A 10,465-nucleotide genomic window follows, 5' to 3' on the forward strand; every position below is an offset into this window, starting at 1 on the left:
TTTACAAAGAAAGAAGTGAGGAGGCTGCCCCCCTCACTTCAATGCTTATTTAAATTTGCTTGAGTATTATTTAGCTGCTGCTAAATCTTTATCAAACTGTTGTAATTTTGCGAGGTATTGATCTTCACCAAATTTACCGTTGTAAGCATCGCTGAGGATTGCAGCACTTTCAGTCCAGAAGACAGACATTTGGCTAAGTTTAGGCATAACTGTTGTGTAGGTATCAGAAGAACCCATTGTGATAACAGCTTGTGCCAATGCATCTTTCTTCACATCTTCAGACTCTTGTACTTCTTTGTTAGCTGGGATGATGTGACGTCCTTCAAACTTGAATTGGTTTTCTTGGCTTTCTTTGCTAGTAAGCACTTGAGCCAGTTTGTAGCTTGCAGCGATACGGTCAGTGTCGCCGTTTGAAGGTGTTTGGTTAACTGCGTAAAGTTTTACACCGAGGAAGGCTTTTTGTTGAACGTCTTGTCCACCGATGTTAACAGTTGGGTAAACAGAGATACCAAGGTTGTCTTTGCCGACAGCTTTTTCAGCAGCTGCGTAGTCCCATGGACCTGATTGGAAAGCGTCAACTGAACCATCTTCAAATTTAGCAAGAAGGTTAGAAGCATCTACGTTTACAAAACCGCTGTTATTCTTTTGAGCTGCGATGAACTTCAGAACGTTCACACCGGCTTCGTTACCCCAGTTTGTTCCGTCTACTTGCTCACCATCTTTACCAAAGAGAGTGTCGCCAACAGAAAGGAAGAGTGGAGCAGTGATGTATCCATTAGCCTCTTTCAAGTTTCCACCAAATTTAGCTTTAGAAGTGATGGTTTCATAAGACTTAACATCATCAGCGGAAAGCTTTGATTTGTTATAGTAGGTTACTTGTGATTCGATACCGTATGGGAAAGCATAAGTTTTGCCTTTGTATTGAGCACCAATTGCTGCTTGTTCAGTATCGTTCTTCTTGACTTCTTCTGCCATTTTAGAAGGAACTTCTTGAATAGCTCCAGCTTCAACTAATTTACCAAGTTGGTCATGTGGCAGAGAGAAAACATCGGCAGCAGTACTAGCATCTTTTGTCAGATTTTCCTGAGCGTTTGGATCTTCCATTTCGACTACGTCAACCTTGTAGCCTGATTCTTTCTCGAACTTGCTAACTGTATCAGAGTAAGAATCTTTAGCACCAGTTGGTACCCAAAGTTTCAAGGTCTTGCTATCGGCTTTAGAAGAAGAGCTCTCCTTGCTGCTATTCGAGCTACAAGCTGCTAACAGCGTTCCTGCAGCCAGCAAGCTGACACTGCCCAATACTACTTTTTTCCATGTTTTCATTCCTATTTCCTCCCGGAATTTTTATTTACAATTCTATTATGCAACCGTTTGCAATTTTTGTCAAGTCTTTTTTTGAAATTTTTTTAAAAATATATTAATTTTTCTAAAATTTTTCTATTTTATTTCTGTTTATTTAATCAAAGCCTATTAAAATGGCTGTGCAATCGCTTGCTTGATTTTTACTTAGAAAACGCTTTATTATGTAGAGAATCATGTTTCTTTTGAAATAGATTTTCGGTACTTGAAAGAAGATTTAAAAACAGGTTATAGTTCAGCATTAACTATGGAAGGAATCAAACTTATGATTTTCTAGTAATCTAGTGTCTACCTGTTGAATGCTTCCCTTTTCTGCTATAATAGACCTATGAACAAGCTAATCCAATCAAAGCTGGAACTGCTGCCGACCAGTCCCGGCTGTTACATTCACAAAGACAAAAACGGTACCATTATCTATGTCGGCAAAGCAAAGAACCTTCGCAATCGTGTTCGTTCTTATTTCCGTGGCAGTCATGATACCAAAACGGAGGCTCTGGTTTCTGAGATTGAGGATTTTGAGTTTATTGTCACTGAGTCTAACATTGAGGCTTTGCTTCTGGAAATCAATCTAATCAAGGAAAACAAGCCCAAGTACAATATCATGCTCAAGGACGATAAGTCCTATCCTTTTATTAAAATTACCAATGAGACCTATCCGCGCCTGATTATCACGCGCCAAGTCAAAAAGGACGGCGGACTTTATTTTGGTCCTTACCCCGATGTTGGTGCGGCCAATGAAATCAAGCGTCTCTTAGATCGGCTCTTTCCTTTTCGTAAGTGTACCAATCCGCCTGAAAAGGTCTGCTTTTACTACCATCTGGGACAGTGCAAGGCCCACACTATTTGTCAGGTAGACAGCCAGTATTTCAAAGAGCTGGCTCAGGAGGTCGCGGCTTTTCTCAAAGGACAAGATGACCAGATTATTGAGGATTTACGGGGGAAAATGGCTGGCGCTGCGCAAGCTATGGAGTTTGAAAAAGCAGCTGAGTACCGCGACTTGATTCAGTCCATTGGCACGCTGCGAACCAAGCAGCGGGTTATGGCTAAGGATTTACAGAATCGGGATGTCTTTGGTTACTATGTAGATAAGGGCTGGATGTGCGTACAGGTTTTCTTTGTCCGCCAGGGCAAGCTAATTGAGCGTGATGTCAATCTTTTTCCTTATTACAATGATCCTGATGAGGATTTTTTGACCTATATCGGCCAGTTCTATCAGGAAAAATCCCACCTCAAGCCCAATGAAATTTTGATTCCGGCAGATATTGACGAAGAAGCTGTCCGAGCCATGGTGGATACCAAGGTGCTTAAGCCCCAGCGAGGCGAGAAGAAGCAGTTGGTCAATCTGGCTATCAAAAATGCCCGAGTCAGTCTCCAGCAGAAATTTGACCTTTTGGAGAAATCTATTGAAAAGACCCAAGGTGCTATTGAGAATCTAGGGCAGCTTCTTAACATTCCAACGCCAGTTCGCATTGAGTCTTTTGATAACTCCAACATCATGGGGACCAGTCCAGTATCAGCTATGGTGGTCTTTGTCAATGGCAAGCCCAGCAAGAAAGACTATCGCAAGTATAAGATTAAGACTGTGGTAGGACCCGATGACTACGCAAGTATGCGTGAGGTCATCAAGCGGCGCTATAGTCGGGTGATTCGAGATGGACTGACTCCGCCTGATTTGATTGTCATTGACGGTGGACAGGGTCAGGTCAATGTCGCTAAAGAAGTTATTCAGGAGCAGTTGGGATTGGATATTCCCATCGCTGGACTGCAAAAAAATGACAAGCACCAGACCCATGAATTGCTCTTTGGTGACCCTCTGCAGGTTGTAGAATTATCCCGGAATTCGCAGGAATTTTTCCTGCTTCAGCGTATCCAAGATGAGGTCCACCGCTTCGCCATTACCTTCCACCGCCAGCTCCGGTCTAAAAATTCCTTCTCATCGCAGCTGGATGGCATTGAAGGCTTGGGACCAAAACGCAAGCAAAATCTTATGAAACACTTCAAATCTCTAACCAAGATTAAAGAAGCCAGTGTTGACCAAATCGTCGAAGTCGGCGTACCACGAACAGTGGCAGAAGCAGTGTGGGAGAAGTTGAATCCGAAAACTCAGGAGCAGGAACAGGCACAGTTGCGAGAGGTGGCGGAGCCAATTTTAGATATAGATTGAAATTAATTTGTAGGTATTTATTAGATGCAGAAGCAGCTTATGCAAATTCTTTATCTCAGGAATGGGAAGATCTTGTAAAAGATGTCTATGATAAAATTATCAGAAGGAAATTTTTGAATGGGAACATCTCTTTTCAACCCGAAATAACGAGAATTCAAAAATTTAAAACTGAAAAAATTAAAACCGACATTAAATCCAATTTTCTTTGATGGAATTTCTGGGAAAGATTTGAATATAATAACTTAATCAAATAATTAGTTAAACATCTGAAAAATGAAAATCTAAACCGATACTTGAGACATCTATGAAAAATCAAAACTTTAAGAATGTCTTTGAGTAAGGAAGAAGCTCTAGTAATAGCGGTTTAATAAAGGGCTTAAGAGATTCAAGTAGCCAGAATGGAGAAAACGAAACCTTTGCGACGGAATAATCTTATCAAGTGGCAAGGGTTGATATCCTTATTTTTAAGAGAATGAAAAACTCCTGCAAACTCTTACAAAATATGATAAAATGAAGCTAGTATATTTAGAAAAGGATGCGACTTATGAAATTTCTAGAACTCAATAAAAAGCGTCATGCGACCAAGCATTTCAATGACAAACCTGTGGATCCAAAGGATGTTCGCACAGCCATTGAAATTGCAACGTTGGCACCCAGTGCCCACAATAGCCAGCCATGGAAGTTCGTTGTGGTGCGGGAGCGTAATCAGGCTCTAGCAGAGACAGCTTTTGGTGGAAATGTGGACCAGATTAAGGAAGCGCCAGTGACCATTGCCCTCTTTACTGATACAGATTTGACCAAGCGGGCTCGCAAGATTGCGCGTGTTGCTGGAGTTAAGAATTTCTCTGATGAGCAGCTCCAATTCTATATGCAAAATCTGCCAGCTGAGTTTGCTCGCTATAGTGAACAGCAAAAGAGTGATTATTTAGCTCTCAATGCTGGTCTGGTAGCTATGAATCTTGTTCTGGCTCTGACTGACCAAGATATCGGATCTAACATCATCTTAGGCTTCGATAAATCTAAGGTTAATGAGGTTTTGGAAATTGATGAGCGTTTCCGTCCGGAACTCTTGATTACTGTTGGTTATACTGTTGAAAAACTAGAACCTAGTTATCGTTTGCCAGTTGATGAAATCATTGAGAAACGTTGATATAAACGCGTTTACGATTTAATTCATAGTTGAAATGATTTAAATCGAATTGGAAATTGGGGTGAAATAATGACAATTGATTTTAAAGCAGAAGTTGAAAAACGCAGAGAAGCTCTCTTGGCCGATCTGTTCAGCCTTTTGGAAATTAACTCAGAGCGGGATGACTCCAAGGCGGACAAGGAGCATCCTTTTGGACCTGGACCTGTTCATGCCTTACATAAGTTTTTAGAAATCGCTGAGCGCGATGGATATGAAACCAAGAATGTAGACAATTACGCTGGTCACTTTACTTTTGGTGAGGGTCAAGAAGAACTAGGGATTTTTGCCCACATGGATGTGGTTCCTGCCGGAAGTGGCTGGAATACAGATCCTTACAAACCTGGAATCATTGATGGTAAGCTATATGCGCGTGGTTCATCTGATGATAAAGGTCCAACCATGGCTTGTTACTATGGTTTGAAAATCATCAAAGACTTGGGATTGCCAATATCGAAGCGTGTGCGCTTTGTGGTGGGGACTGATGAGGAATCTGGTTGGCAAGACATGGACTATTATTTCAAGCATGTTGGTCTGCCTGAACCAGACTTTGGTTTCTCACCAGATGCAGAATTTCCAATCATTAATGGTGAAAAAGGAAATATCACAGAATATCTCCACTTTGGTAACAGTAATGATGGCAGCTTTAAACTCAAGAGCCTCACAGGTGGACTTCGCGAGAATATGGTGCCAGAATCAGCGACAGCTATTTTTACTGCAGCAGTTGATGCAGAGGAGTTGGATAAGAAATTACAAGACTTTGCTGCTGCCCACAAGGTTTCAGCTAGTCTAAAAGAAAATGGCGACGCTTTTGAAGTGACAGTCATTGGGAAGTCTGCTCATGGTTCTACACCAGAGGATGGTATCAACGGAGCAACTTATTTAGCTCTCTTCCTCAACCAATTTGACTTTGCTGGTGACGCCAAGGCTTATCTGGAAGTTGCGGCTCAAGTTCTTCACGAGGACTTTACAGGTGAGAAGTTAGGAATCGCTTATACAGATGCTAAAATGGGTGCTCTCAGCATGAATGCTGGTGTCTTCCATTTTGACAGTGCCGAGGCTTACAATACCATTGCTCTGAACATCCGTTACCCGCAAGGAACTGATCCGAAAACGATTCAGGCCAGTCTTGAAAAAGTTGCTGGTGTTGTGTCAGTAAGCCTATCTGAGCACGGACACACTCCGCACTATGTCCCAGTAGATGATGAATTGGTAGCAACTCTTTTGAGTGTTTACGAAAAACAAACAGGTCTCAAAGGACATGAGCAAGTCATTGGTGGTGGAACCTTTGGTCGTCTTTTGAAGCGCGGTGTAGCTTTTGGCGCAATGTTCCCCGACTATGTCAACACTATGCACCAAGCCAATGAATTTACAGATGTAGATGACCTTTTCCGTGCTGCGGCCATTTACGCGGAGGCTATCTACGAGCTAATCAAATAAAAAAGAAGAACTCGTTTGGTCTTGCTGGATGAGTTTCTTTGCAAGGAGCTGTCATGCAAAAAATAGAGGATATTGCCAAGGCCATCATGGCTGATTCAGAAAATCAAGAATTTACGAAGCAGGGAATCAAGCCGCTTTTTGCGGCACCTAAGAATGCTCGGATTAACATTGTTGGTCAAGCGCCGGGGCTGAAAACTCAGCAGGCAGGGCTTTACTGGAAGGACAAGAGTGGTGACCGTCTTAGAAAATGGCTTGGTGTCGATGAAGAGACATTTTATAATTCTGGATACTTTGCGGTTTTGCCCATGGATTTTTATTTCCCAGGGCATGGAAAGTCTGGAGATTTACCACCTCGTAAGGGCTTTGCAGATAAGTGGCATCAGCCGATTTTAGAGCTTTTGCCAGATATTGAGCTGACTATTTTGATTGGTCAGTATGCGCAGAAATACTATCTGCATCAAAAAGGAAGCGTCAAGCTGACCGAGACGGTTCAACATTATCAAGACTACCTGCCTGATTTTTTTCCTTTGGTTCACCCATCGCCTCGCAACCAAATCTGGATGGCTAAAAATCCTTGGTTTGCAGAGCAGGTTGTACCAGACTTGCAAGCGCTGGTACAAAAGATTATTCATCAATAAAGGGGAAAAACTATGGATGCTTATCAACAAGTAGCTACCAAGTTGCAAGAGTTGGGAATCACCTTTGATGTGGTGGAGCACCCACCTGCATTTACGACAGAGCAGGCAGATAGCTATATTGAAGGCATGGAAGGAGGCCGGACTAAGTCCATGTTTTTGACCAACAGGAAGAAAACTCAGTACTATCTGCTCATCATGGACGACAAGAAACGATTGGATATGGATGACTTTAAAGTTCAAGTGGGAGCCGATAGGATTCGCATGGCCTCATTGGACTCCTTGGCTGAGAAAATGAACCTACCAGCAGGAACGGTATCGCCTTTTGGTCTGCTTAACAATGAGGAGAAGGACATTCAAGTTTATTTTGATAGGGACATTGTATCAGAGGATATCATGACTTTCCATCCTAATACCAATGAAAAAACTATCTTTGTCTCTACAACAGATTTGTTTAAGTTCCTGAAAGTTTTGGGCTACTCTTACCAAGTGCTGGAGCTTTAGTAAGCTGTTTTGCTGAGATAGAGTAGTACTATCCAGCTGCTCTCTCAGGTTGTCAAACCGAGCGTCTTGTCCCTATATTCTGAACTTGGATGAAGGACGTATCCAGCAACTTGCTTCCTCTCAGGAGATTCTCCAACAGCCAGCCAATGATTTTGTCAAAGAACTATTAGATCTTGCTGGAGTATCTGACTGATGTTTTGAAAAGTCTAAGCTTAGAATGCTAAACTTTGTAGAAAGCGAGGTGATTCTATGGAAACGATGAAAGCTATAGTCATTTACGAAGCGGGTGGCCCAGAAAAGCTTCTGCTGGAAGAAAGACCGATTCCACAACTTCAAGAAGGCTGGACCTTAGTCAAGGTTAGAGGATTTGGAATTAACCACTCGGAGATTTTTACTCGCGAGGGTTTATCTCCTAGTGTCACCTTCCCTCGAATTTTAGGCATTGAGTGTGTTGGCCATGTTGCCGAGACGACTCGGTCAGATTTAGAGATTGACCAGAAAGTGGTTTCCATCATGGGTGAAATGGGGCGAGCTTTTGACGGTTCTTATGCTGAGTATGTCCTCCTGCCGAACGACCAAATTTATACAGTCGAGACCAACCTGACCTGGACAGAGTTGGCAGCAGTGCCAGAGACCTATTATACTGCTCTAGGCTCTATGAAAAATCTGTGTATTGAGCCCAATGACAAGATTTTAGTCCGAGCTGCTACTAGCGGTGTCGGTTTGGCCTTTGCTCGTCTGGTCAAGGCACAGTTTCCAGACACACATATCGTCGGATCGGTCAATAGTGGTTCCAAACAGTTTCTACTCAAGCACCAAGCCTACGACGATATCATTATAGACCAGGATGGCCGACTGGAAACAGAGGATAAGTTTGATAAAATCCTTGAGTTGGTCGGTCCGGTAACTGTCAAGGATTCTTTTGACCATATCGCTGAGGGGGGGATTATCTGTGTGACTGGACTCTTAGGAGGTCAGTGGGAGTTGAATGGTTTCAACCCAATTGAGGAAATTAGAAATAACAGTTTTCTGACAAGTTTTCACTCTGCTCATGTGAGTCAAGACTTGATGAATGAATTATTTGACTATATTGACCGCTACCAGGTCAATGTTACACCAAGGCGTGTCTTTTCCCTAGAGCAAGTGCCCAAAGCTCATGCTTTTATAGAGGGGACGGCAGGTTTTGGAAAAATTGTGATTATGAATGAATAGGAGAAAAATGATGCAAAAAATTAGTGCGAAAGATTTATATGACAAGTTGCAGGCAGAAGAACTGCAGTTGATTGATGTCCGCGAGGTGGACGAATTTACAGCTGGACATGTCTCTGGAGCTCAGAATCTGCCTCTCAGCAGCCTACCGGAGAACTATGAGCAATTAGATAAACAAATCCCCTACCATATCATCTGCCAAAAAGGAGGCCGTTCAGCGCGTGCCTGCGAATTTTTGGAAGCCAAAGGTTACCAAGTAATCAATGTCGAAGGAGGAGTGGAAGCTTTTCCTGCTAAATTGACGTTATGACAAGCGATTAAGAAGAGCAAATGCCGGAATGGATTGAATTTCCGGCCCTTTTTTTGTATACTATAGTAGTATAATAATTTATAGATAGGAGATATTTTATGTCAAAACAAGATTGGCTTAGATATTTCTAAAAAAACAAAGTTCTTCCCAACTAAAGTAAGAAGAATTTGTTTAAACGCAGTTGGTTAGAACGATTTGGGATTAAAAAGCAAACTAGTCTCGAATTTCTGACTTTTTAGAATAAAAAACTTGGTAATTAATGTTGGCTAAAAGTCGTTGAGTGGGTAATACGAGTTCAGATCAGTCTTAATTTTTTTCAATTGGAAGGTGATTATGATCATTATGAAATACAAGAAAATATTACTTCTAAGCGTGGCTGTTTTCAGTCTTGCAGCTTGTTCTACGAACAGTAAGAGTAATAACAGCAGTACTGGCGGTAATCAGCCTAATTCTTCTGTGTCTCAGGAAAAATCGGTTTCTAGTCAAGTAGCAGAAAACAAGGCAGAAGAAGTCAAAAATATTGACGAAAATGTTTCTTATAACGGAAGCTACTACAGTGTCAAAGGGAAATATGATGAGATTCTCGTTGTCAACAAACACTACCCTTTGTCTGCTTCCTATAACCCAGGTGAGAATGCGACTGCTAAAGCAGAATTGCTCAAACTGATTGCAGACATGCAGGCACAAGGCTATGCTATCAGCGACCAATACAGTGGTTTTCGCAGCTATGATACTCAGACCGAGCTCTATCAAAACTATGTCAATCAGGACGGCAAAGCCGCTGCGGATCGCTACTCTGCTCGGCCAGGCTACAGCGAGCACCAGACTGGTTTGGCATTTGACTTGATTGACAAGAATGGTAATCTCGTACAAGAAGCCGGAGCAAGTCAGTGGCTTCTAGATAACGCCTATAAGTACGGTTTTATCGTTCGCTATCTAGAGGGTAAGGAAGGTTCAACTGGCTATATGCCTGAAAGCTGGCATCTGCGCTATATTGGTCAAGAAGCCAAGGAAATTGCTCAATCAGGCAAATCTTTAGAAGAATATTTCGGCATTACCGGTGGAGGCTATGAAGATCAGTAGTCACATCATCCATTAGAAGGAGGAAGAAAATGAAATTTTTTGTTACCAATCCCAATAATGATTTTGCAGAAACACCTGTTCAAGAAGAAGGCAGAATCATCCATCATCTGCATCTTGCCAAAGGAAAAGAAGTACCAGAGCACAGTGCTGATGCACTAGTAACAGTTGTTTGTTTATCAGGAAATGTAAGCTTTTCTGCCGGAGAACAAACCGTTCGGTTAGTGGCAGGTTCCTTTTTAACGATGGAGCCCAATGAGCCACACAGCTTGGTCGGGGAGGAAGATAGCCACCTCTTGGTTATCAAACAACTAAAATATTAATAAATTCAAAATACTAGAAGCTGGAATAAATGCTTCTAGTATTTTTTACTACTTTTTAACACTTATTCATTTCTGTAAATAAAAACCCACAAGCAAGAAAAATTCAAACAGATTCTTTGATTCTTAAAACAAACTTAAGAAAAGCTTAAAAAAGGCTTAATATAAGCTTAAAATAAACTTAAATATAAAAATCGGAATGATAGGGCGAGGAGTTTTTATAAATAAGTAATAAAAATAATTTACATAGTGTAAACC

10 protein-coding genes are annotated in these 10,465 nt (G+C 41.7%); 9 read left to right on the plus strand and 1 reads right to left on the minus strand.

What is annotated here, in order from left to right:
* Positions 1-66 precede the first annotated feature (66 nt).
* A complete protein-coding gene (locus QZ169_RS06750) occupies positions 67-1,323 on the minus strand; it encodes an extracellular solute-binding protein (RefSeq protein ID WP_009659491.1) in 1,257 nt (418 codons plus the stop codon).
* A gap of 364 nt (positions 1,324-1,687) precedes the next feature.
* Between QZ169_RS06750 and uvrC the strand changes: the two genes are divergently transcribed.
* The 9 genes from uvrC (at position 1,688) to QZ169_RS06795 (ending at position 10,210) form a co-directional block, all read left to right on the plus strand.
* Positions 1,688-3,523: an excinuclease ABC subunit UvrC gene (gene uvrC / locus QZ169_RS06755; protein WP_295505590.1), complete on the plus strand. Its 1,836-nt coding sequence runs from the start codon at positions 1,688-1,690 to the stop codon at positions 3,521-3,523.
* 544 nt (positions 3,524-4,067) lie between these two features.
* On the plus strand, positions 4,068-4,673 hold the full coding sequence (locus QZ169_RS06760) for a nitroreductase family protein (protein ID WP_295505593.1): 606 nt from the start codon (positions 4,068-4,070) through the stop codon (positions 4,671-4,673).
* A 69-nt stretch (positions 4,674-4,742) separates the two neighbouring features.
* Positions 4,743-6,149 carry a dipeptidase PepV gene (pepV, locus tag QZ169_RS06765; RefSeq protein ID WP_295505597.1) on the plus strand — a complete coding sequence of 469 codons (1,407 nt, stop codon included), beginning with the start codon at positions 4,743-4,745 and terminating at the stop codon, positions 6,147-6,149.
* Positions 6,150-6,202: 53 nt separating this feature from the next.
* Positions 6,203-6,787 (plus strand): uracil-DNA glycosylase family protein, encoded by a 585-nt coding sequence (locus QZ169_RS06770; RefSeq protein WP_295505624.1) that lies wholly within the window; start codon positions 6,203-6,205, stop codon positions 6,785-6,787.
* Positions 6,788-6,799: 12 nt separating this feature from the next.
* Positions 6,800-7,288, plus strand: a complete 489-nt coding sequence (locus QZ169_RS06775) for a prolyl-tRNA synthetase associated domain-containing protein (RefSeq protein ID WP_295505626.1) — start codon at positions 6,800-6,802, stop codon at positions 7,286-7,288.
* 249 nt (positions 7,289-7,537) lie between these two features.
* Complete coding sequence (locus QZ169_RS06780; RefSeq protein ID WP_295505628.1) at positions 7,538-8,500, plus strand: zinc-binding alcohol dehydrogenase family protein; 963 nt, start codon at positions 7,538-7,540, stop codon at positions 8,498-8,500.
* Positions 8,493-8,807, plus strand: coding sequence for a rhodanese-like domain-containing protein (locus QZ169_RS06785; RefSeq protein WP_295505629.1), 315 nt, complete (start codon positions 8,493-8,495; stop codon positions 8,805-8,807). Before QZ169_RS06780 ends, QZ169_RS06785 begins: the two co-directional genes overlap by 8 nt.
* Positions 8,808-9,149: 342 nt before the next feature.
* Positions 9,150-9,890: an LD-carboxypeptidase LdcB/DacB gene (gene ldcB / locus QZ169_RS06790; protein ID WP_295505631.1), complete on the plus strand. Its 741-nt coding sequence runs from the start codon at positions 9,150-9,152 to the stop codon at positions 9,888-9,890.
* A 29-nt stretch (positions 9,891-9,919) separates the two neighbouring features.
* Complete coding sequence (locus QZ169_RS06795) at positions 9,920-10,210, plus strand: cupin domain-containing protein (RefSeq protein WP_002906439.1); 291 nt, start codon at positions 9,920-9,922, stop codon at positions 10,208-10,210.
* The last annotated feature ends 255 nt before the right edge of the window (positions 10,211-10,465 follow it).

This window comes from uncultured Streptococcus sp. (genome assembly GCF_905372115.1).
GTDB lineage: Bacteria > Bacillota > Bacilli > Lactobacillales > Streptococcaceae > Streptococcus.